Origin of the sequence: Chitinophaga sp. 180180018-3 (genome assembly GCF_037893185.1) — a bacterium.
Taxonomy (GTDB): domain Bacteria; phylum Bacteroidota; class Bacteroidia; order Chitinophagales; family Chitinophagaceae; genus Chitinophaga.
The window spans coordinates 5429174-5453910 of sequence record NZ_CP140772.1 but is presented as its reverse complement, the minus strand read 5'-3'; the positions used below and the strand labels follow the sequence as shown (position 1 = coordinate 5453910).

Annotated in this window: 9 protein-coding genes; 5 read left to right on the top strand and 4 right to left on the bottom strand. The window is 45.8% G+C overall.

Going from position 1 to position 24737, the window contains the following annotated elements:
- Positions 1–1020: 1020 nt before the first annotated feature.
- From UNH61_RS21135 to UNH61_RS21115, 5 genes are all read left to right on the top strand, one after another.
- On the top strand, positions 1021–1653 hold the full coding sequence (locus UNH61_RS21135; protein ID WP_326993991.1) for a response regulator transcription factor: 633 nt from the start codon (positions 1021–1023) through the stop codon (positions 1651–1653).
- A 30-nt stretch (positions 1654–1683) separates the two neighbouring features.
- The gene (locus UNH61_RS21130; RefSeq protein WP_326993990.1) at positions 1684–3648 is read left to right on the top strand and encodes an ATP-binding protein; all 1965 of its coding nucleotides are present in this window, start codon (positions 1684–1686) and stop codon (positions 3646–3648) included.
- A 1109-nt stretch (positions 3649–4757) separates the two neighbouring features.
- Positions 4758–18998 carry a gliding motility-associated C-terminal domain-containing protein gene (locus UNH61_RS21125; RefSeq protein WP_326993989.1) on the top strand — a complete coding sequence of 4747 codons (14241 nt, stop codon included), beginning with the start codon at positions 4758–4760 and terminating at the stop codon, positions 18996–18998.
- A gap of 24 nt (positions 18999–19022) precedes the next feature.
- The gene (locus tag UNH61_RS21120; RefSeq protein ID WP_326993988.1) at positions 19023–20039 is read left to right on the top strand and encodes a type IX secretion system membrane protein PorP/SprF; all 1017 of its coding nucleotides are present in this window, start codon (positions 19023–19025) and stop codon (positions 20037–20039) included.
- A 71-nt stretch (positions 20040–20110) separates the two neighbouring features.
- Entirely contained in the window at positions 20111–21709 is a 1599-nt protein-coding gene (locus tag UNH61_RS21115; protein ID WP_326993987.1) for a tetratricopeptide repeat protein, read from the top strand.
- Between the two features lie 524 nt (positions 21710–22233).
- Here the strand turns inward: UNH61_RS21115 and UNH61_RS21110 are convergent.
- The 4 genes from UNH61_RS21110 to UNH61_RS21095 form a co-directional block, all read right to left on the bottom strand.
- Positions 22234–23193 (bottom strand): DUF4407 domain-containing protein, encoded by a 960-nt coding sequence (locus UNH61_RS21110; RefSeq protein ID WP_339071678.1) that lies wholly within the window; start codon positions 23191–23193, stop codon positions 22234–22236.
- A gap of 44 nt (positions 23194–23237) precedes the next feature.
- On the bottom strand, positions 23238–23804 hold the full coding sequence (locus tag UNH61_RS21105; RefSeq protein ID WP_326993985.1) for a hypothetical protein: 567 nt from the start codon (positions 23802–23804) through the stop codon (positions 23238–23240).
- 10 nt (positions 23805–23814) lie between these two features.
- Positions 23815–24216 carry a hypothetical protein gene (locus tag UNH61_RS21100; RefSeq protein ID WP_326993984.1) on the bottom strand — a complete coding sequence of 134 codons (402 nt, stop codon included), beginning with the start codon at positions 24214–24216 and terminating at the stop codon, positions 23815–23817.
- A gap of 300 nt (positions 24217–24516) precedes the next feature.
- Positions 24517–24726 carry a hypothetical protein gene (locus tag UNH61_RS21095; RefSeq protein ID WP_326993983.1) on the bottom strand — a complete coding sequence of 70 codons (210 nt, stop codon included), beginning with the start codon at positions 24724–24726 and terminating at the stop codon, positions 24517–24519.
- Positions 24727–24737 lie beyond the last annotated feature (11 nt).

The following is a 24737-nucleotide window of genomic DNA, read 5'->3' as shown; positions in this document are numbered from 1 at the left end:
ATTTAAAAGATGAGACTTAATTTCCTGGTCACCTATAGTGTCGAGTAATTCTGTTATACCGAAGTAGTTTATAGCCTGATCGATATTTACCTGAAACAGTATATCTTCAATTTCTATTCCTGCAATGTCCACATTCAATCGGCTTGGTTGTGCGGCAGGGTTAATGCAGGCAGTCTTTGCATTCTTGATTATTAATCGCATTTTAAAAATTAAATATTATTACTTTATATATTCCGCTAATAGCTTGCCATCATAATCGCATATTTCTTACTGATGAGTGCTAAACATACATTTTTATACACCGCTCAGGTGAATGAGGGATAATGTACTTACTATAGTATGTATAGATGCTGATGGGTGTTACGTTTACTATCTGTCGCAATCAAACTAGCCGGTAGCTATCAAAAACTAATGCAGATCTTATTGGAGTTACAACAAAAAAATGGACGTTGAGGTAAGCCACAGTATTTTGTTTGCCCCCTTAAAAAAACATGTCGAAAGCTGTTTTGGGGCAAAATGTATTCGTTTTCCCTTGTGCAAAATTTCTGTGTATTTGAAAACTGCAAATGCAGTCTCTTTTTTATTCAGGAATTTATTCTGATATACCAACGCAGTTAGGAGTGCTTTAAAGAAGCTTTCAGTGATTGCATTATCTTAGCAATTTTCCCCACGGCTCATGCTCCTTGTAGAAGTCCCGACAAATTTAGCAACTTAATATTAAAGCGATGTATACGACTACGCGTTAAGACAATAACTTGCTATGTTATTTAGAAAAATAGCAAAATATTGCTATTTTAATCCAGGGAACAATGGCACTTTTGAGCAGATTTCCTTTCTCTCAAAAACATGAAGGAAAGTTGAGATTATAGAAAATTTTAAATTTATAAAGATACTATTGACTGCTGTATAGCGCTCTATGGGAGCGGATTTATATACAGTATTAATTATCCGTTGATATCTACCTATCTCTACCGTAAATCCCATTTTTTTGCTATATTCGGGTCTTTACAGAAGATACTTATGAAAAAAAAGGAGGCTATAGCAATCGTATTTGATGATCACCTTTTGTTTGCAGACTCTTTTTCGGCATTGATTGAACGGCTGGAACTTTTTCGTTCAGTACATACGCTTGGCGAGGAGCAGGAATTAACTCAATTCCTGATTAAACATTCCAGGTCGCATATTTATCTATTCCTGGATTATTATTTGAAAAATCAAAATGGGCTTCCGCTTATCAATGTAGCCCGGCGATTAAATAAACATGTTACTATTATTGTAGTAAGCTCTGTAGTCAGTCCAACAGCCATCACCAATATTCTCAGTTATAGCCCCCACGGGCTTATTAGTAAATCATCAGGAGTTGATGCTATTCTCGAATGCCTGGCTATGGTAAGCCGTGGCGAACAATATATCAGTCCGGTGATAGCTGAAATTAACTCGAATTCAAATTTAAAGAACACGATACCATTTTCTGCACGGGAATTGGAGATTTTGCAGCATTTTGCACATGGGTTATCTATTGCCCAAACTGCAGAACAGACCTACCTTAGCAAACATACCATTGTAGCACACAGGCGTAATATGATGTCAAAAGTAAATGTAAATTCCATTACGGCATTGTTGTCATATGCGCGCAAGCAGGAACTCATTTAAACAAATCAGTAAAATATTTATTCCACTCTTATGATGACAACCCAATCTTGTTTGTCTCGAAAGAATTTGTACTTCCTTATAGTTTTTTTTCTACTCCTGATCAGCCAGCGCCCAATTGCTGTCGGGCAATCGGTAACCAAAGCCAGAGAGGATTTTGACAAGCTGAACAAGGCCTACTATGCTGGTAATATTTCAGATGACAAATACCTGGATCAGGCCTATTCGTTGACTCGGGGATTTCTTGATGAAGGAATCGAATTCAAAACCCAGGAACTGGCAAACATCCTCAGCTTGTATAAGGAGATTGCCTGGAGAAAAAAAGAATACGGACACCCTCGCGTAAACTACTATCTGGCATTAGCCAATAATGCACTAATGTTTGGAGAAACCGGGGCTGCTATGTATTATACAGAAAAAGAATCTAAGGAATTAGAAGAAAACGGTAGAATACGTCCTCTGCTTGCGGATAAGGATAAAGTACATATTTTAATGGAACAGGGATTATATGATAAGGTTATCTCTCTTTATAAGAGTAAAGAAGAGTATATAAAACACCTGCCTGAGCTGCTGCGAAATAAAAAAACTGATAATGTTAACGGAATGCATGCAATAGACATTTTAATGGGAGCATTCGAGTCCTATATGAATATGCATGATACGACAGCTGTTTACCAAACAGCACTGATTGCCGATCAGATTAGTACGGAACTAAAGCGCAAATACCCTATTAATGGAGAATTCATGCTTTATAACGACTATTTTATACTGCTAAGGCAGCATTACGTTGCCCTCATTGAGGGACGCCCAACCGAAGCAGAGGCATTGCTTGATAGTATACAAACACTAAAAAATACGTATAAAGAACAGACGACTGCCTTTATAGAAAGAACACTTTTCGAATTGAAAATAGAGCACTTCCTGGCCTTGAAAAAAACGGATAGTGCCCGCCTTTATATCAATAAACTTGAATCACTTCCCCTTTTTTTTAAAAACCAACAACCGATAGTTGATGAATACAAGGCAAAACTTCAAGTTGCACAAGGAGATTTTCACGGAGGGTATACATGGCTAACCAAATCTTTGGCAAATGAACGAAAGGCGAAGTCATTATTGATGACACAAATGGATAGTTTGCTATATGCCTACACTGACGCCGAGAACACGAAGATTGAGCTTCAGCATTCAGAAGCCATTAAAAAACAGCGAACACTTTGGCTGGTGGTTATTTCATTCGCTGCGGCCTTTATTGTGGCGTCCATCTATCTGATCATGCTTTATCGAAGCAGGAAAGCCAAATCGCAGATTGAAGCATTAAATAACGCGACCAATATGCAGATCATCTCCATGGAGGAGGCTAAACACGAGGCGGTGAGGGAAGAGCAGCGACGGCTTGGGCAGGATCTTCATGATGGCCTTTCTTCGTCTATTGCTGCTATCAGGCATCAGCTGGAAACGCTGTCAATGGATACCGAGGATATTGTCCTGAAGAATAAATTGAATAGATTGCAGTTAGCCACAACCAACGCTTATGAGGCAGCCAGGAGAAAAAGCCATGAATGGTTCAGCGCCGCAGATGGGCAACAGGAGCTATCTTTTGAAAAGCAGGTCAGGCTGCTTACAGATCATGCGTTGCCCGACAGCCGGTACAATAAAACTATTCATATTGACGATAATTCATTGGTTAATGTCGATACAGATACACGAATTGCATTACTCCGTATTGTCCAGGAAGCTATCACCAATATCATCAAGCATGCCAGGGCTAAAAAAGTAAGCATCCTGGTCTATGAAGAAGAAGATAGCCTGATACTGACTGTCAGCGATGACGGGATCGGATTAGGTGGAAAGAAATCCGCCAGTAATAAATCAACTATAGGCCTGGATTCGATTCGTCGCAGGGTACAATATCTAAATGGTGAAACGAACATAAATTCAAATGCTGAAGGTACTGAGATAATTGTATCTATCCCGCTCATATCTGTAGGTATGCTATGATTCTGACCGCCCTGAATCAGACAAATTTGCCAATTGACAAAGATAGACGGTGCCAGGGCTGATCAGCTTTGTTGGGAGGCCATGGCGGCAGCATTGGGTTGGATAGTAAACCCAGTGCTGCCGCCACTTTTTACGTGGAATTGCCAATAGCGTCCTAATGTATGGGTTACTAAATAAATGCACTGGTGTCAAGTCTGGCATTTATAAAGCATCGCCGCTCCAAATGTCTTCATACCAGATCTGTAGTTGCTTAATTTATTACAGAGCTATTGAAACAATAGAATTTGACGATATTTCTACCTGCCCTTTTCTTTCCTGGGCGCTTCAACTGCTGCATCTGTGAAAAAATATTCATAGCGGAAAAACCTGGTTTGAGAGAAGACGCAATGCTGCGTTTATATATCCTGCAAATGTAGGGGAACCACTTATAGGATAATCTAAAGTAGGTGTGTTTACTAGTGTAAGAATAGTAATATTCTGCTATTTTTCTAAATAACATAGCAAATTATTGCTATAACGTATAACCATATACGTCGCGTTAATATTAAGTTGCTAATTTTGTCGGGACACTACAAGAAGTATGAGCTGTAAGGAAAATTGCTAAGATAATGCAATCGCTGGAAGCTTCTTTAAAGTACCCCTAAGCAGCGTTGGTGTATCAGAATAAATCCCTGAACAAAGAGGAGACTGCATCTGTAGTTTTTTATTCCTTAGCTATATACCTCCAAAACAAAAAGGACAAAGGGATATATGATCTTATTAAGCACCAATACGAAGTTGGAAGCGGAAAAGATCATTAAATATTTCAGCTTTAGGTTCCAGATTGAATTTTGATCACGGATACCTAATAACACATGGGCCTGGAAGAATACCAGGCTGTCAGCCAGATCAAATTGTGTAACCATCAGTAACCATTTTAATTTATTACGAATGACTGTATCACTAATGAAGTTTACCCGTTGGCCCGGCTTGCCGGATAAAGAGAATATTCCTTTTCCCATGCGCAGCATCGAAATCTGTTCAACAAGGCGCCTTAATATCGGATCTGTGGCTGCTTAATTTTTTACCGAACTATTTTTAATAAAAACTGCTGTTATTAAATCAGGTGTATGAGTAAAAGTTCTACGCTTAGGAATCCTTATGTCTATTATCGTGTTAGCTCCATGTGGCAATATTGTAAGAAAAGTTTATCAAGATACCTGGTAATTCTATCAGGAATAATATTGTTTTGTATCAGCAGTGCGCAAAGCGTATATGCGCAAGGGTATGGCGTTTCCTATTCCTATAGTACCACGAGCATTGTACGTATAGATAATGCCACAGGGGCTCTTACTCCTATCTATACCTTTGCGCCAGGCACTGTCACTTCAGCTTCGGCCCTGGCCGTGGATCTCAATGGAGACATCTACTTTACAGATAACCAGGCGGCCGGAGCCAGGTTGCTGAAGTTTGTACCTAACCCGCCGCCAGCTACGGGGGGAACACTTTCAACGGTGGGAACTATAACCGCTACATTTAATGATGCAAACAATGTATCAAGAAACCTGGTGTTCGGAAAGCTGGCAATTAACACATCCGGCGCGCTTTTTACTATTTCGAATTACAATGCTGCCAATTCAGGCAACCTGCCAGCCAGGCCATATATTGTCAACATCAACAAAGCAACAGCGGCAATAGTTTCAACAACTAATATACCTGCTCCTGTTGGTGTTACGGACCTTCCTGTCGGCGGTGGCGATGTTGATTTCAGCCCTATCGGGAGGCTATTTGTAAGCGGAACAGTCAGCAGTAACACCCCTTCCGTTTGGGAGATTGATGCCACCACCGGTAGCGTATTGGGGTACAAATCGGTGCCGGTGATTGCCCCTGCAACCTATACGAATTTTTCCGGGCTGGGATTTGATCTACAGGGTAATGTGCTTTTTACAGCTGTAAGTGGCGCCACCACTTATATCGTAAAAATAAAAGCCGGTGAATTTTCCGGAGCCACTGCCTGGTCCGGTAATAGTAGCATTCCGGCTTCGTCTGTTACAGTGCTGAGCGGACCATTTCCTATTAGCTATGGAGACCTGGGCTCCAATTCCTTTAAGATCTCCGGACGCGTATTTGAGGATGTCAACTACGGAGGCGGAGCAGGAAGGGTATTTGGTACTGCAGGAACCGTTGGGATTCCTAATGCAAGGGTAGAGGTGTATGACGTTACAGGTAGCCTGCAGAATTTCACCAACACGCTGGCTGATGGTACCTACACCATAGGCGTAAGCGGAAATGGTATTTTTTACGTCAGGATTGTAAATAATACCGTTAAGTCTACCCGGACAGGCAGTAACGGAACAGAGTTGGGAGTGCAAACATTCAGAGCTGAAAGGGTGGTAGCAGCTACCCTGAATAATGTAGTGGATGAAGTGGGAGGTAGAAACCCGGCTACAGAAGATCAGGGTACTGGTACTATTGGCACTACTACTTTGAATACAAGCACTTTTGTACTGGGTGGGGGCGTAAGCGGGGTTGCCCAATCTATATCGCAGGCTACCATTGGGACTTCCAGTATCACCGGAATTGACTTTGGTTTTAACTTCTCTACTATCATTAATACGAATAATACCGGGCAGGGTTCGTTACAGCAATTTATCAGCAACAGCAATATATTAACCAATGCGAGGTTGAGCCAGGCCGCTAACAGTATATTTACACCTGCACCTGGTGTGGAAACCAGCATTTTCATGATCCCGGACGGTAACGCACACCCCGGGATTAACAAACCTAATCAGTTAACCGCTGCCGGAGGTGGCGCTACTGCAATTATTAACCTTATCACTTTATTGCCTGCTGTTACAGACGCTAACACCAGTATTGATGGCCGTACCCAAACAGCTAATATCGGCAATACACAACCAGGTGTGGCGGGCAACCCGGGAACTAAGGTGGGAGTTGACCAGCTATTGTTGCCCGGAGTACCGCGGCCGGAGGTGGAAATACGTTGGAATGGCACCGCAGGTACCGCTGCAACCGGGTTGAATTTGAGCGGTAATAGTGAGATTGTCCGGAGTATCGCCATCAACCGGTTTGGTAACAATACCAATGCAGGAGCCAATATCCTTAGTACTGGTAACAATAACCTGATTACAGAGAATATTATCGGAGGAGCAGCTGTTTCAACCAATACAGAAGCTGCCGGAAGCGATCCGGGCACCAATATTTCTATTAGCGGAAATGCCAGCAGTATCACCAATAATTATATTATCCGTGCCGACTTTGAGGGGATCCGGCAAAGGGCAGCAATCAATGGTCTTACTATTTCCGGTAATGAAATATTGAATAATGGAAACGGAGCGCCGGCTACGGTAGAACCTTCCGGCATCGGTATTGAAATGACCACCGGAGCAGTGGTAACGGACCTGCAAGGTCTCAGTATTACCAGTAACAGTGTGCAAAGCAACCTGAATGAAGGGTTGAAAGTGACAATAGGTACCGGTACTACAGTAACTAATAATACTTTTTCCGGAAATGGGGTGGCAGGTACGATTACAGGGGAGAAAGATAACATCCAGTTTAATAATACCAGGAACAGCGTAATTACTAAGAATATAGTGACTGCCGGCGGAGCTTCCGGTATCGCTATAGGAGGGGATGCTACTTCTTCTGGCAATAAAATAACGCAGAACAGTACTTATGCCAATGCAGGCCTTGGAATTGATTTGCGGCCGACAGGTAGCGTTCCGGATATTGTTACCCCCAATGGAAGCTCAACTGCTGGGCCTAACGCGTTGCTCAATTTTCCGGTAATCACCGGCGCTGTAATTATTGGAAATAACCTGGTTGTAAAAGGATATTCCAAGGCCGGAGCCACCATTGAACTGTTTATGGCCGACAGGGATGCCAGTTTTACTCCTACACCACCATTAAGCCCTAATCCGCTGCCAGCTGCATTTACCGACTTACTGGGATTTGGAGAAGGGCGCAGATACCTGGCCACATTTCAGGAAGGAGGAACGGTAGCTGGTATTACAGACCAGGATGCTGCTACGGGCACGTATATGGACGACGGTACTGGTACAACAGGAGTTCGTAACGCTAACCGGTTTCAATTTACGATTCCGTTGTCGACCCTTAGCGGGGTGGCACAGGGTAGTTTGCTGACGGCAACAGCTACCGATGCCGGTAACAATACCTCGGAATTTAATGGCGTAGTAGCCATAGCTGATGCAGATTTAGGAGATGCGCCGAATAGCTACAGCACTTTATCTACATCTAATGGGCCAATACATCTTGTTAACCCAAAATTGAAAATAGGCGCTACGGTTGCAGGCAAACCGGAGGCGCTTGCGGTAGTTGCCGGTGCTGATGCGAATGTTCCCAATGGTGATCCGAATGATGATGGTCTGACGGCGCCATTACCTGTACTTACAGCCGGGACAACCACTTATACGCTTACTTTCCCCGTTACTAATACTACCGGTGCGGTGGCCAACCTGGAAGGCTGGATCGACTTTAACCGTAATGGTACTTTTGATCCGGAAGAAGCAACTGGTACTACGGTCGCCAACAATGGAACCACTGCCACACTTACCTGGAACAATGTTAATACCTTAATCACAGGAGCAGGAATTTCAGGCGGGATTACGTATGCGCGTTTCCGTTTGACCACAGATCCGTTAACAGCAACAAGTACTGTTGGTGCTGCGATGGATGGGGAAGTGGAAGACTATAGCCTGATCATACAAGCGGGCTATGATCTGTCGATCACCAAAACTGCTAACCCCAATCCGGTTACTGCCGGTCAGCCGTTGACCTATACACTTACCGTTACCAATAATGGGCCTGTTGCTATGAGGGCGCAGGATAGCATTACGGTTACAGATAACCTTCCTGCCGGTTATACGGCTAATAGTTATACTGCATCTGCAGGTACCTATACCAGCAGCAATAGCATCTGGACAGGCCTGACGCTTTCATCCGGTCAGAGCGCCACTATCACCATTGCAGGTGCCGTAGCAGCTAATGCTACCGGTATCCTGAACAATACCGCTATTGTAACTAACCCGCCAACGATTACTGATCCTAACTTATCAAATGATACGGCCCGTCAGACAACCACAATTAACCGTGTGATTGATTATGGGCTGACTAAGACAGCCAGCCCAAAACCAGCAGTAGCAGGTCAGGCACTGACTTATACCATTACGTTAACTAATCATGGCCCGAGCAGTATGCTGCCGGGTGATACGTTGAAGCTCACGGACAACCTTCCATCCGGTTATACCGCTAATAGTTATACGCCATCCGTGGGTACTTATAATAGTGCTACCGGTGCGTGGACCGGGTTGACGCTGGCCACCGGTGGCTCCGTTACGCTGACGATTACAGGCACGGTCAGCAATAGTTATACCGGCGCCAGTTTAATCAACACAGCGACGCTGACACCACCGACTGGTACCACCGATCCAACGCCTCCAACAGCCAAAGACACGACACAGGTAAGTCGTGTAGCAGACTTGTCGATCACCAAAACGGGTAGTCCCAATCCGGCTGTTGCCGGCCAGGCGCTGACATATACGCTTACCGTTACCAATAACGGTCCATCTGCAATAACGGCATCGGATAGCATCACGGTAACAGATAACCTTCCTGCGGGTTATACCGCTAATAGTTATATCGCATCAGCGGGTACCTATACCAGCAGCAATGGCATGTGGACAGGCCTGACGCTTTCATCCGGTCAGAGCGCCACTATCACCATTGCAGGTGCCGTAGCAGCTAATGCTACCGGTATCCTGAACAATACCGCTATTGTAACTAACCCGCCAACGATTACTGATCCTAACTTATCAAATGATACGGCCCATCAGACAACCACGATTAACCGTGTGATTGATTATGGGCTGACTAAGACAGCCAGCCCAAAACCAGCAGTAGCAGGTCAGGCACTGACATATACCATTACGTTAACTAATCATGGCCCGAGCAGTATGCTGCCGGGTGATACGTTGAAGCTCACGGAGAATCTGCCATCCGGCTTTACGGCTAATAACTATGCTCCATCTGCAGGTACTTATAATAGTGCTACCGGCGCGTGGACCGGATTGACGCTGGCCACTGGCGGCTCCGCTACGCTGACGATTACAGGTACGGTCAGCAATAGTTATACCGGCGCTAGCCTGATTAACACAGTGACGCTGATCCCGCCAACGGGTGTCACCGATCCAACGCCGCCAACAGCCAAAGACACAACACAGGTAAGCCGTGTTATAGACCTGAACCTGACAAAAACGGCGAGCCCCAAACCAGCAGTAGCTGGCCAGGCGCTGACTTATACGATTACACTGACCAACAATGGTCCGGCTACGTTATTGCCAACAGACGTTGTAACGGTAACGGATAACTTACCTGCCGGATTTACCGCCGGCAGTTATACACCATCTGCAGGTAGCTATACCAGCGGAACCGGCGCGTGGACAGGATTGACGCTGGCCACTGGTCAAAGTGCCACGTTGACGATTGCCGGTACCGTGAGTGCCGGTGTAAGTGGAACTGCATTGGTAAATATCGTTACGGCTACACCGCCTCCGGGCACCACTGATCCAACGCCGCCAACAGCTAAGGACAGCACGCTAATCAGTCGTGTTGCAGATCTGGCTATTACCAAAACAGATGGTTCGGCTACGTATACCCCGGGAACAAACGTGGTGTATACCATCGTTGTGAGCAATAATGGTCCTTCAGGTGTAACCGGGGCAACCGTCAGCGACACGTTACCTGCCGGCATCACTACGGCAACATGGAGCGCAAGCACGCTTAATGGGGCAACAGTACCGGCTCCCAATGGTACCGGCGCTATTAATCAACTGGTAAATATACCGGCTGGTGGCAGCATTACTTACACACTTACGTTGACAGTGCCGGCAGGATTTACCGGTAATCTTTCAAATACAGCTACTGTTACGCCGCCCACCGGCTATACAGATAACAATACAACAAATAATACCGCTACTGATACGGATACTTATAGCCCGCAATTCAATCTTAAGGCAACAAAAACAGGTACACCCAGCGCTCCGGCAGGAACAGCCGTCAGCTATACTATCACTTACGTTAATAGCGGGCCGTCTGATGCCATCGGTGTAACGCTGAAGGATACTATCTCTACACAGATTACCGGTGTTACCTGGACAGCCAATGTGCAGGGAACTGCCACAGTAAGTGCTGCCAGCGGAAGTGGTAATATTAACCTCACCGGTAATCTTCCAGCAGGTAGTGGAAATACAATTACCATTACAGTTAATGGCACTATCATACCTTCTGCCACCGGCACTATTTTAAATACTGCAAGTGTTACACCTCCGGGAAGTGCCACACCAATACCATCTAATACGGTTAGTACAACTGTTACAAACCAGACAGGTATTAATGTTGTGAAAACCGGTCCGGCCAGTGGCGCTGTATCTGCAGGCGATACTATCATGTATACCATACAGGTAACAAATGCCGGGCCCAGCGATGCTCCGAATACCAATATCCAGGACAACATTCCGGCAACGCTGACAGGTGTGAGCTGGACAGCCACTGCTATCGGTACTGCCAGCATTACCGGCGGAAGCCCGCTGAATGGTACTGGTAATATCAATATTACAGCAGGCTTACCTGCTGGCAACGGTAATGGAGTTACTATTGCTATCAAGGGAAGAATACCATCTGCTACACCCGCCGGTACTATTACTAACAGCGCCAGTGCTACACCTGCCGGTGGTACGCCTGTAACCAGTCAGGTAACTACTAATATTACCAATGATCCGGCACTGGTAATTACTAAGAATGGTCCTGCAGCACTTAATGCTGGAGATAGTATTACTTATACAGTAGAAGTGATAAATAACGGCTCTTCTGATGCAACCGGTGCTGTAATAACAGATAATATTCCGGCTCAGATACAGGGAGCCAGGTGGACGGCCACTGCAACAGGTGCAGCTGCTGTAACAGCCGGTAACACCGGTACATCAGGTAATGTGAGCGTCACTGCCAATATACCTGCCGGAGCTGGAAACAAGATCACCATAGTGGTAACAGGCAAAGTAGATCCTGCCATTACAGGTACATTAACTAATACTGCTACAATAACACCCGCCGGTAAGCCTTCACAGTCATCAAATACGGTAACTACTGCAGTTAGCAGGAAGGCTTCACTGCAATTGGCAAAGAGCGGTCCGGCTACACTTAGCGCAGGGCAGAACATCACTTATACATTGGTACTGACCAATGCCGGCCCAAGCAACGCAACCGGTGTACAGGTAACAGATACGCTGGATGGCCATATCCTGAATCCTGTTGTCAGCACTTCTTCTGCATCCGGAAATGCCAGCCTTGGCAGCGCCACCCTCAGCAATAATATATTGTCAGTTACCGGCGATGTAGCCGGAGGCGCAGGAAACAGTATAACCATTACCGTTAGTGGTAAAACAGATCCGGCTTTTGCAGGTAGTATCACCAATACAGCTACCGCCAAACAACCGGATGGCTCTACTGTATCAAGCCAACCTGTTACAACCGTGGTTACTAATACGCCTGATGTAACAATCAGCAAAAGCGGACCATCATCTGTCAGCGGAGGTAACAGCATCGCCTATACGATTGTTGTGGGCAATAACGGTCCCTCAGATGCAACAGGAATAGCAATTATAGATACCATACCGTCCAACATTTCAGGAGCAACATGGGCAGTTGCTACCAACGGTAACGGCACTACATCCAGTGTACAGTCAGGTAGTGGAAATGTGAATATTACCGGCAATATCCCGGCAGGCGCTGCTAATAAAATTACCATTACCGTTACAGGAACAGTAGATCCTGCGTTTAGCGGTAGGATTGTTAATAAAGCCGCTGCTACACTTCCGGGTAAACCGCCGGTTACTACTAATGTCACTACCAACGTTACCAATGATCCCAATGTGCAGATCACCAAGAGTGGTCCGCCTACGCTCAGCGCCGGGCAGAATATCACTTATACCATTACCGCTACCAACAGCGGTCCATCGAATGCTGTAGGTGCGGTGATTGCGGATGCTATTCCTGCCGGTATCCTGAATCCAACGTGGAGTGCGGTTACTGCGGGAACCGGCACCATCGTTAATACTGTGAATGGTACCGGAAATGTTAACGTTACCGGAAATATACCTGCCGGAGCCGGAAATAGTATAACCGTTACCGTTAGTGGACAGGTAGATCCGGCGTATACCGGAGCCGCGCTGACTAACTTCTCGCAGATAACCATTCCGGGTAAACCAACAGTTTCAAGTGATACAGTTACTACAACTATCACCCATGATCCTGTTTTGCATATTATTAAAACAGGGCCGGATAAGGCAAGTGCCGGAACACAGATCACTTATCAGTTACTGGTAACCAACACCGGACCATCTAACGCTACTGGCGTCGCCATTACAGACGTGCTTCCTTCAAACCTGTTGTATACCAGCTGGACAGCGGTAGCCAACGGTACAGGCGCCAGTGTCAGCGCATCTGCCGGAACAGGCAATGTCAACGTCACCGGCAACATTCCTGCGGGAGCTGCTAATAATATAAGTATCACCATCCATGGTACGGTAGACTCGTCTTTCTCCGGAACGCTCACCAATACAGCAACGGCCGGCGTAACCGGTAAAACACCGGTATCGGCTTCTAAGGCAACAGCTATTACCAATGATCCTAACGTGGCAATAGTGAAGAGCGGACCGGCTACTATCTCAGCAGGACAGCCTGTTGTATATACACTCGACGTTACCAACAGCGGACCATCCAATGCTAATGATGTTGCCATCAGCGATAATTTACCAGCCGGTTTACAGCAGGTTTCGTGGACAGCGGCCGTTACAGGCGCTGGTACTACGGTGAGCGCTGCTTCCGGAAATGGCAATATTGCAGTAACCGGTAATATTCCCGCAGGAGCTGGCAATAAAATTACATTTACCATAAATGCGGTAGTTGATCCGGCCTATACGTCGGCATCCATTGCCAATAGCGCTACTGCAGCAGTACCGGGCAAAACGCCATCTGTCAGCACCGTTACTACCCAGGTGAATAACATCACCGACCTGAATATTGTAAAGAGCGGTCCTCAGCAGGTGACTGCCGGTCAGCAGGTGACTTATACCATTGTGGTTACTAATGCAGGTCCGGCTAACGCCGCCGGCAGTCATATCACTGATGTAATTCCTGCAGGTTTGCAAAATGTCACCTGGACCGCCACTGCTAATGGAACGGGCACTTCTGTAAGTGCTGCCGCAGGCGCTGGTAATGTGGACCTCACTGCTAATATACCAGTTGGCACAGGAAACAATGTTACTATTGTTGTAAATGGTAAAGTAGATCCTGCTACCACCGTGACAACGCTGAAAAATACAGCTACTGCCACACCTCCGCCGGGCGCCACTGATCCAACACCTGCTACCAGTACGGTAACTACTTCCGTAGACAGGAAAGCAGACCTGGTTATTATCAAGACAGGCCCGGCTGATAAAGCTGCTGGTCAGCCAATCAGTTACCAGCTGCTTATTACCAATAACGGCCCTTCAGATGTGCCGGGAGCTGTAATACAGGATGCAATACCAGCCCAGATAACCAATATCACGTTTACAGCTACTGCGAGTGGTACAGCCCAGGTGGTTACTACCGGCCTGGCAGGCAGTAACCTGACTGTTACCGGTAACATTCCGGCTGGTGCGGGCAATAGCATAACGGTAAATATCAATGGCGTTGTAAATGCAGGCGCTGCGCCGGGTACCATCAGTAATACCGCTACTGTAACACCGCCTGCAGGTATTACAGAAACGGTACCGGCAACCAATACCAGCACTATTAATACGAACATCAATACGGATGTTGGATTACAGATCAGTAAGAGTGGCCCTGCAGAAGCCAATGTAGGGGATAAGATTGTGTATAAGGTGACTGTCAGCAACACCGGCACATCTAATATTACACCTGTAACTATTACAGATGCGGTGCCGGCGGTGATCACTAATGTGACATGGACAGCCACCGCTACAGGTAACGGTGGTACTACTGTAAATGCAACAAGCGGAAGTGGCAATAATATTAATCTGCAGGCTGCGATCGAAGGTACTACCGATGGTCCGGGCCAGATTCTGATTACTATTACCGGCACCATCTCTCCGGCAGCTGGTTCTTCTATCACCAATACGGCAACGGCTACATCAGGAACTATTAAAACAAGTTCATTTACTACGTCTGTCAACAAGTCGGCTGATCTTAATATCATCAAAACCGGCCCGGCCAACATCAATGCAGGACAACAGATCAGCTATACATTTGAAGTAACGAACGCTGGTCCGGCAGATGTTACCGGTGCAACCATTGCAGATAATATACCGGCTGGTATCAGTAATGTGACCTGGAATGCTGCCGTATCCGGCGGAGCCACTGTGAATGCGGCATCCGGTACAGGTAATACCATCAATATTACTGCTGGTATGCCAGCAGGCACTGGTAAAGTTGTTGTTACGGTGACCGGTATGGTAGATGCAGCATTTACCGGTACATTGACCAATACAGCCTCCGCTGTACCGCCGGCAGGAGTTATTGATCCTACCCCGGCTATCAGTACGGTATCTACAATTGTCAATAAGCAAACCGGGTTGCAGGTAATTAAGAGTGGCCCTGCTGCTGTTGCGGCGGGCAACCAGATAACATACAGTATCACGGTAGTCAATAACGGTCCTTCAGATGCCGTGAACCTGAGCATTGATGATGCGGTGCCTGCTGCAGTGCAAAATGTAAGCTGGACGGCTACTTCAGCTGGCAGGGGCGCAGTGTTGACTGGTGGTGCCGGCAGTGGTAATACTGTTCATATTACAGGCAACCTGCCTGCCGGAACAGGTAATAAGATGGTGATCAGCGTGACAGGCACCGTGAGCCCATCGTTCAGCGGCACGCTGGTGAATACGGCTACGGCTACACCAAATGGAGGCACTACAGTTACCGGACCGCCGGTAAGCACCAATGTGGTCAGCCAGGCAGCATTACAAATTACGAAGAGTGGCCCGACTACTGTTTTCGCAGGAGCGCCGGTTACCTACAACATAGATATCGTTAACAACGGGCCTTCCAATGCCGGCAATATCAGCATCACTGACGTTGTGCCTTCACAGATCCAACAAGTGGCATGGACAGCAGTAACTACAGGTACAGGTACCAGTGTGAGCCAAAATAGTGGTACTGGTAACAACATCAGTTTAACCGGTAATATAACAGCTGGTACTGGTAACAAGATCAGTATTACTGTTACAGGCATTGTTGCTTCCTCTTCCACCGGAGTAATAACCAATACTGCTTCAGCTACGTTGCCGGGTGGAACGCCTGCTACCAGTTCTGTAAATACAACCATCAGTAATAAACAGGGATTGAGTGTCATTAAGAGTGGACCGTCAGGTGTGATTGCCGGACAGGCCATTGTGTACACTGTTGTGATCGCGAATGCAGGCCCATCTGATGCCATCAATACAAGTATCACTGACCTCGTGCCTGCACAGGTGCAAAAGGTTACCTGGACAGCCGCGGCAACGGGTACTAATACTACCATCACTGGCAGCAATAGTGGCAGTGGTAATAATATACAGTTACAGGCTAATATCCCTGCCGGCGCCGGAAATGAAATAACTATCACTATCAATGGCGTGGTTGATCCAACGTTTACAGGCGCCATTACGAATACTGCCACTGCTGTACCTCCAGGTGGAACACCGGTTAACAGTGTGCCTGTAACAACCCAGGTAACCAATCAGCCAGGACTGCATATCACTAAAGCTGCGCCATCTGCTGCCCAGGGCGGGGATGCTGTAACATATGTTGTAACAGTGACGAACGCCGGGCCAAGTAAAGCTATAGGTGCAGTGATTACAGATAATGTGCCGGCAGGTATTAATAATGTTACCTGGACAGCGACTGCCTCCGGAAACGCCACCGTTACTACGGGCGCTATTGGTTCAGGTACGGCGGTAACGGTAACAGGTGATATCGGGGCAGGGGCAGGCAATCAAATCGTAGTAACCGTCAATGGAAAACTGGATCCGAATTTCAGTGGCCAGGTGAAGAACGTCGCTAAAGTAGCTACTCCTGGTAATCCGCCGGTAACTACAGATACAACAGTGACGAATGTGCAGCGTAAAGCCAATGTATTGATAGCTAAGAGTGGACCGGCCCAATTGGCAGCAGGCGGTGATATTACCTACACCGTAGATGTAACCAATAATGGTCCATCTGATCTTGATACCCTGATAGTCACTGATGTTGTACCATCGCTCATTACTGTTAAGAGCTGGCAGGCAGTGCGTGTAGCCGGTAACGTTACATTTACCGGTCCGGCTGGTGGTACGGGCAATAATATCAGCATCCAGGCAGCTGCCACCAGCGGTAGTCAGTTGCGTATCACTATTACCGGAACGCTGCAGCAAACCACCGCAACTACGGTTACCAATACAGCCCATGTAAAAGTACCGTCTAGCGTGGTGACAACTACGCCTGATAGCAATACGGTGATAACGAAGATTATACAGCAGCCAGGTGTAACCCTGCAAAAAACAGGACCTACCATTGCCCGCACAGGCGACCAGGTGATCTACCAGATTACAGCCGGTAATAGTGGCCCGAGTGATGCCACAGGGGTTGTTATCACTGATACGGTGCCTGCTGTATTGAAAAATGTTAACTGGACAACTTCCGTTGCAGGTAGTGGTAATGTTACCGCCGGTAGCAGCGGTACCGGTAATAACATCAATGTAACTGCCAATATTGGCGCGGGTGCCGGCAATCGCATCCTGATAACAGTGACCGGAACAGTTCCTGCCGACTATGGCGGACAACTGGTAAATACCGCTACAGCTAACGTTCCTGGTCAACCGGCTGTTGTTACACCTCCTGTTATAACAACGGTAAGTAAAGTAGCAGACCTGCAAATTACCAAAACAGGACCGGCTACAGTGGTGCAGGGAAGCGCTATCAGCTATTTGGTAACAATAACCAATGCCGGTCCGTCTGGTGTAAGCGGCGCTACCTTCAGCGATGCAGTGCCTGCAGGGGTGACAGGAGTAACTGCTACCGTTCAGGGCCAGTCAAACGGCGCGGCAGGTACTGTTGTCAGTGCAAGCGGTAATAATGTGACCGGCACGATGGCTACTTTGCCTGCCAATGGCAGCGTAAGTATCCTTATCTCCGGTACAGCAGCCACCATCGGTGCATTGAATAATACAGCCATGGTGACTCCTCCGTCGGGAGTGACAGATAACGTACCGGACAATAATACTACGCCTCCGGTTATCACAACAGTGGTAGCGAAACCCCAGCTGCATATCACTAAGACAGTAACGCCAGGCCCATATAAGGCAGGAGATAAAGTAACGTATACATTGACCGTTAATAACGGTGGTGCTGTTACAGTTAAAGATGTGGTAGTAACGGATGTGCTTACAGGTGATAACCTGCCAGCACCGGTGTTTGGCAAGCCTGGTCTTGGAACAGTAAGTTATAATGCAGCATCACATACAGCTACCTGGTCAATAGATTCATTAACGAGCGGCCAAAGCACTACCCTCACATACGACATGGTATTGCTTGATCAGGGTACCATCAGCAATACTGCTATCATTACCGGCCCACCTGCAACGTCGGTACCAGACACTGCTAAGGTGGACATCAATTCAGTGAGATCGGCCGACCTGGTAGTTAGTAAGACGGTAGTGATACCGCAGCCATATGTAATTGCAAAACGTATCGGATATAAGATCGAAGTAAGTAATCATGGGCCAAATGCTGCTACTGGCGTTGTTGTTACAGATGTACTGCCGGTTGCATTGGGTATGCCTGCCGATATAATAGTAACGAAAGGAGAGGCGCACTATGACCCGGCAAGCCGCAGCATTATATGGAGCATCGGGGATGTGAGCACCACAGATGCGCTTACACTCACTTATACCGTGCAGATAATAAGCGGTGGTAGTATCCAGAACACGGCAACCATACAGGGCAACGAAAATGATCCGGCGCCAGGTTCCAATACATCGGTAGTAACGATAACGGCGAGTGATGAGATATTTATTCCAAATGTTATTACCCCGAATGGAGATGGTAAGAACGATCGCTTTGTGATCCTGGGATTAGGCAAATATCCTGGTAGTGGTTTGTTCATCTATAACAGGTGGGGTAATATGGTATACCAGAGCAAGGACTATGATAACAAATGGGATGGAAATGGTTTGAATGAGGGCACCTACTACTATATATTGAAACTGAGGACACCGGAAGGAGAACGTGTATATAAAGGCTGGATAGAATTATTGAGATAATTACGTAAACGAAAAAAAATTGTTATGTATAATATATCAAGATGGAACCGGGCGTTGTTACAGTGTATAGGAGGATTAATGCTCTTTCCTGCTTTGGCAGGAGGGCAGCAGAATCTGCAGTTTAGTCAATATGTGTTTAACATGTTGAGTGTAAATCCCGCTTACGCCGGCTATAAGGAAGATCTCTATCTGAATACTATTTACAGAAAGCAATGGGTTGGCTTTCCCGGGGCGCCGGTCACTGCAGCTGTTTCGGTGGATGGAGTAGTTAAATCAAAAGACGAAAGGGTGGGGTTGGGGCTACAGGTAACATACGATAAGCTGGGGCCGCAGGATGCTACTGCATTTTACGGAATGTATTCTTACCGTATTCCATTGGATGAAGATGGTACCAGGCGTTTATGTTTAGGCATAGGCGCCGGAGCTACACAGTATTCTATTGATGGAACTACGCTGCAGTTCAACGATGACGGAGATCCCACCATCCCAGCTGCGAGGGTGTCAACGCTTATTCCGGATGCGCGTTTCGGGATTTATTATTTTACCCCCCGGTTTTATGCCAGTGCATCGGTCATGGACCTGTTTTCATTGTATACCGACCCTACCCGGTATTATTGGAAAGGGTATCAATACAAAACGATCCGCAAAACACAACACCTGTATCTTACAACAGGAACAGTGTTTGATCTGGGTGAGAACTTCAAACTCAAACCTTCAATTTTGATAAAGGAAGATTTCAAAGGCCCTACTAATGTGGATCTGACGGCATTTTTACTGATCGCAGAAAAACTGTGGGTAGGGGGCTCGTACAGAACAGGCGTGCGTTTGTGGAACAAGTCAAATCTGCCTTCCTACCTTGACCCGCTCGATGCTGCCAGTGCAGTGGTTGAATTTTATGCTAATGACCGGTTCCGGATAGGGTATGCCTATGATCTTACGATCAGTAAACTGGCTTCTGCCCAGAACGGGTCCCATGAAATATCCCTGGGTATTACCTTTCCCGGGAAAAGAACACGTATACTCAGTCCAAGATATTTCTGATCACCATGAAAGCTTTCCACTTAGTTAATAACCACATGATGAAAACGGTTGGAATTATATTTTGCTGTTTGATGGCCCGGTATGTATGCGCCCAGGAACAAAGATCTGTAGTACAACAGGCAACCATATATTACCTGCAGCAAGATTATGCCAAAGCAGCTAATCTCTATAAGAGAATGGCAAAAAAGAAGAAGGTCAGTATAAAAAACCTGGAGCGTTTGGCGGAGTGTTACCGGAAAATAAATGACTATGCCAATGCAGCTGAGTGGTATGGGAAATTAATAGCAATGCAGGGTGCAGACCCCACCGATGAATTGTATTATGGCGATATGTTGAAAAGCCTGGGCAAATATGATGCTGCCAAAACAGCCTTTCAGCAATATGCCCAAAAGACCAACCAGGCCCGCCAGGTGGAAAACAGGATCGCTGGTTGTGATGCTGCTGTTCAATGGATGCAGCAACCAACGATGGATGATATCCGGAATGTGACCAGGCTCAATACAGCAAAATCTGACTGGGGAGCTACCTGGTACCCTAATGGTATTGTATTTATGTCGGATTCCCTGTTGCGGGACCAGCTGGCTTATGGTAGCAAAGTGAATAAGAACAACTATGGCCGTACAAACGACCCTTATTATAAATTGTATCTCGCAGATAGCAGTAGGTATGGAAACGTTTACCTGAGCGATCTTTCTTCAGCGTTTAACCAGTACCGGTACCACGTAGGGCCTGTAGCCTTTGATAATGGATACCAGACGGCCTGGTTCACTGTAACAGAACCAGATCGCCGCATTGTTACGGTGAAAGAAAAAATAGAAAAGGTGACGATATCGGGTAACAGGCGTTTGGAATTGTATGTCAGTAAGAAAGATGGTAATGGGAAATGGGCACAGCCAACGGCATTTGCCTATAATAAACCAGGCGAATATTCAGTGGGGCATGCTGCTTTGAGCAAAGATGGCAACATCCTGTATTTTGCCTCAGATATGCCCGGTGGACAAGGCGCCACCGATATCTGGTATAGCGAACGGCAGGCAGATGGTTCCTGGGGAACGCCCCGGAACTGCGGCCCAATCATTAACACAACAGATGAAGAAGAATTTCCTACTATAGGAGCTGATGGAAATCTCTATTATTCCAGCAAAGGCTTTGTTGGTATGGGCGGTTTCGATATCTTCAAATCTAACGGCAGCAAGGCACAGTGGACAACTCCGGAAAATATGCGATATCCCATGAATACGTCCGGGGACGATTTTTATTTTGTGAGCCGGGAAGATGGGAGCGGATATCTTTCGTCCAACAGAGCTGGTGGGAAGGGCGACGATGATATTTATAGCTGGCATGCGCCGCAAAGAAGGGATATAATACCCCTGGCGCGACCGGCCTTAGAGATTCCTTTTGAAGGTACGGTATGCCCACGCTATTATAATGCCTGCATATATCTGTACAACCGGCAGCGTAACATTGGCTGGTGCTTCATAGCAACCCCCGGAAGAACCATTACTATGACGTTGGAGAAGGAAACAGATTATGTTATCCGTATTACGCCTGCCGGCAATCAGCCCAAAGACAGCATCGAGTTTAATACACGTGGCCTTAAAGGGCCCGATGTTTTGAAGAAAGAGATTTGTCGGGAGAGTAAAATAAAGACGGGACGGTTTTTATACTGAAGAATCTCTACCATGTCCATGATAAATCAACTATCCGTCCGGATGCAGCGTTAGTACATAGTTCATCGACGGTAGCTGCTGTAGAAAAGGCAAGTCCCGAAAAAGCCGTGTTATCATTGACACTAACATGGCTTTTTTAGGACTTAACGACAATTAAGATAAAACTTTAGAAAAATAGCCCCCCTATAGGGGGATACCCTATATGTTGGCAGGTAAGGCTCATTGGTACTTTGATAAACATCAAATCAGATAATGTTTTTTAGGACTCCTGTTTGAAAAACTCTGCTCACCATTTCAGAATAATTCCCACGTTTATAATATGAGTTTTTGGAATACTGCTTTTGTAATATAAATATTTTATTAATTAATTATATTGAAAGTAATAAAATATAGATAGATGGATATGGTTCTGGTTGATCTAAAAAGATTAGAAGAGATATAAGATGTTCGACTGGACGTCCTTCCATCCCGCATAAAAAGCCTTCGAATATTATTTGAAGGCTTTTTATTTAGAGCGCATTTCATCATTCAAATCCTTTTCCAAGGGCATCGAGCCGTCGCATTTGCAGATTCATATGGTGCAATACGACCTTTTCGTAATCATTAGACCGGTCTCCCATCTTACTAAATAGTACCAGCATCTCTATAAACAAAAAAAACAAAATCCACAGGAACCAGAAACCTAATGCAACGTAAGACGAGGATAACATGTGCGTCATGATTGTTAACTCATCCAAAAATCCTGTACTTGCTTTCATTTCCTTTTCAAGTGCAGGTTTAATGTGAAGCAGTTCGTTTTCCTTTTGGGCTTTTTGTTGCCGCATAGCGCCAATGGTAGAGTCAATGGACGGCAACAAAGCTATTTTGGGATTGGGCACCAGCATAGATGCAACAGTATTCTCATGTATCGTTTTCCAAATAGTGGTATCCTTGCCTGAAGCTGTTACTGTTTTCTCAGGTACCCGTTTGGTTGCTGTTTGCGTTGTTGTGGCAGTTGTCGTTGAATGTTTACTGATATCCTCGATGTAATTGTCTCTTTCCAGTTCTTTTTTCCCAATCGTCGTATCCAGCGTGGCGATTTGCTTTCTTAATTCTTCCGTTTTTGATGGTAATATCCTGTCTACTTTTTCCGAGACGTATGAAATCTTCTCGATTTCAATATCTTTTTCGAACAATATCTGATCAATAATCACAGCGCCCAGAATAGACATCATGAAAGCCAGGCAGCCTCTGAAAAAAAGCAGCAGCCGGCTTGGATTGATGGACAAGACAATCTGCTTTTCAACCTGTACAATGATTACAGTGGCGAGCACTCCCGCAAATATGCAACCGGGCAGGCTGAGTGACAAGTAACGATGCGCAAAAGTAAAGCCGATAAAAAACCACAGAATGCAAACGATCAGCATGGCTGCAGTATACTTTTTCACGGATTTAAAAGCGGCTTCGCTGCAATTTCGCAGTATGTTGTAATTGTATCCGGTCATGAAGCAGCCGAAACGGATCCATAGATGTTTCATAACATTCGATTTTAAAAGTTTTTGTTCAGAATGATATGACTGGAAATTGCCGCCAGACCATTCCTGAATCCGCGGGTATAGCTGATAATGATACCATGACCAACACCCTCGTTAATTTTTGCCTGCTCCTCGATTTCTTTGACCTGTTTGATATGGCTCTCTGCAATTTCCTTCTTGATGGTCAGCTCTTCTACAGTATCTATCATGCCACTTCTGCTCCTGCTCGAGATGTGAAAATTGATTTGCCGGATAAAGTCTTCATAAAACGTTTTTACTTTTCGGATAGATCTTTCCAGGTCATTCTTTAACGCGATCACATTTTGGTCCAGGTGAGTGGCGTCCGGATTAATCAATGCATCATTGTACCCTTTGGATTCATAATTTTTGTCAAGGAAATCGTATAAAAGATGTATTCCACCATTGAGCGGCGCAACAGATTTTCCTTCAGGCGGCTCCTTTTCCGGTAACTCCTTCTCAATGAAAGTAGATTCCGGAATATCAGGTATTGCATTTTCAATTGCGATCGTGTGGGAGTGTCCGTTTTGGCGCTGCCGGTTGAAAATATCAAATAAGCTCATACATATTTTATTAAATAGTGATTGTCGGCACTTTATATTTATTATGCCCTTTGTTATGACAGGATTCGCAAAGCGTAATGAGTAAATGGCCGGGATAATCCCAGGGAGGGCTGAATTTTTGCTCGCTCGCTATAAAGTGGTATTGCCGGTGATGTACCTGTAAGTCTTTATCGCTACGGCAGTGTACACAGCGATACATATCGCGGTGAAGTATTTCCTTTCGTTTTGCTTTCCAGTTAGGGTGAAATAAAAGTGCACCATAACTGCCGTGAGATCTGACGTTCAGAGAATCCAGCTCCTGAGGTTGTGCCGGAGGAGATTTTGCCGGAATATCTTCCTGGATATATCTGCGATAAAATTGGTCTCCCTTAAACTGCAAATATTTATACGGCGCATCGTTTGGAGTTGTCATAATAACATCGTTTGGAGTTTATTGAAACATATTTTCAGTTGCTGCCAGTTTATTGCTCCCACTTACAAAGGGTTCTGGTTTCCAACGCTTTCTCAAGTGGAATGCTGATGATGTTATGCTTGCAATTGCTCAACCCACGGCAATTCGAGTTATAATGGTACTTCGTAGCGCCTCTGCTGTCACAGATATACACTGTTATTGGTTTGCAATGGACATAGCTTATAAGCAACCAGACATATAGGAGTTTCATAGCTCGATCGATTCGGAGAAAAGGGTTTATATGAGAACCGGCTTGGTTGTTTAGCTTGTATGGCAGGGCTTAGAGCAATCTTTACAGCCATTCGACTTTGGATAAAATTTCTTTGCTTCGCGGACGGCTTCCTGGCAGGTTTCAAATTCTCCCAGATAAGTCCGGTTAAACATCATAGAAAAGTAGCGACAGGTAATGGCGTGAACTTCATGATCGCCATTGTGCTGTGCATTGTTGTTTACATAGTACTTCTGTTTCATAGTGCTATTTT